The sequence below is a fragment of the Yoonia sp. SDW83-1 genome, from assembly GCF_046762885.1.
Lineage (GTDB): Bacteria > Pseudomonadota > Alphaproteobacteria > Rhodobacterales > Rhodobacteraceae > Yoonia.
Window position 1 is genome coordinate 1 of record NZ_JBKQXO010000044.1, and the last position, 1,283, is coordinate 1,283.

A 1,283-nucleotide genomic window follows, 5' to 3' on the forward strand; every position below is an offset into this window, starting at 1 on the left:
GGCTTGGCCTGCGCGCTCGCGCCGTCGGGGAGCATCCGCGCGCGGCGGATACGTTAGGGATCAATGTCTATCGGACCCGCTATATCAACGTGACACTTGCCGGGATGGTCGCGGGCTTTGGCGGGGCGTGGTTCACGCTGGGCTCTGTGGGCCGGTTTGACGAAGGCATGACCGGCGGGCGCGGCTTTATCGGGCTTGCCGCGATGATCTTTGGCCGCTGGCATCCCGTGGGTGCGCTGGCTGCGGCGCTTGTGTTCGGCTTCGCTGACTCGCTGCAGCAAAAACTGGCGCTATTGCAGACACCGATCCCGTCTGAGTTCCTCGCCATGGCACCCTATATCGCGACGATCATCGTCGTCGCCGGGCTTGTGGGGCGGGCACGCGCACCTGCGGCTGATGGGAAACCTTACGTCAAGGAATAGAGCAACCGCGCCGCGCCTTATGTCCCCTGTTGCCAAACCGCACAGCGCTGAAGTGCTGCGACAACCTCTGCATCGGTGGTCTGGTCAAAGCGGCCATAGGCAGCTCCCACAGCATGAAAGTAACGGGGCTGATCCAGACAGATGGTTTGATCGGCAAGTTTGACGAGCGACGGCAGCATATCCGGCGGCGCGGTGGGCAGCGCCAGGATGATCGTCTTTGCACCCGCCTTGCGCAGGGCACGCAGACTGGCACGCAACGTGGCCCCTGTCGCGACCCCATCATCCACAACAACAAGGGTCTTGTTCGCCAGCGACGGGCGCTTTAGCCCCTTGAGGTACAGCGCGCGACGACGTGCGATCTCTGGCAACAGATCCTGCCCCATCGTTTCGACCTGCGCATCGGTCAAACCGGCAGACCGGGCAATCCGGTGATTGATCACAAACTGCGGCATGTCACCATCGACGATGGCCCCAACTGCCAGTTCCTGATGACCGGGCGCACCGATCTTGCGGACAAACACCAGATCGAGAGGCAGTTGATAGGCTTTGCAAATCTCCTCCGCAACGGGAACGCCGCCGCGTGGCAGGGCCACGACCACGGCATCGCTCAGATCAACGTTCTGCAGCGCCGCGGCCAGCTTCCGGCCTGCATCCTGCCTATCAGTAAAGGCGTACGACGGTGCCATGACTCCTCCTGTGCATGTGAACGATCTGGCCGTGCGGCCCTTCTCAATACTACCGACGCAAAAGGGATCGCATGAACAGGCATATCGCGTGTTGAGGCATGTCAACCACGACACGGCACGCGGGTTGCCATAGCCTTGGCCAACTACACCGATACCTCGAGCGGCCAGAAAACGG

Annotated in this window: 2 protein-coding genes; one reads left to right on the forward strand and one right to left on the reverse strand. The window is 62.0% G+C overall.

Annotation, left to right across the window (positions count from 1 at the left end):
• Positions 1 to 422, forward strand: a 422-nt coding sequence (locus ACFWW4_RS22650) for an ABC transporter permease (protein WP_411892904.1), incomplete at its 5' end; no start/stop codon positions are given.
• 17 nt (positions 423 to 439) lie between these two features.
• Here ACFWW4_RS22650 and ACFWW4_RS22655 read toward each other — a convergent pair.
• Positions 440 to 1,108: a phosphoribosyltransferase gene (locus ACFWW4_RS22655; protein ID WP_411892905.1), complete on the reverse strand. Its 669-nt coding sequence runs from the start codon at positions 1,106 to 1,108 to the stop codon at positions 440 to 442.
• Between the last annotated feature and the right edge of the window lie 175 nt (positions 1,109 to 1,283).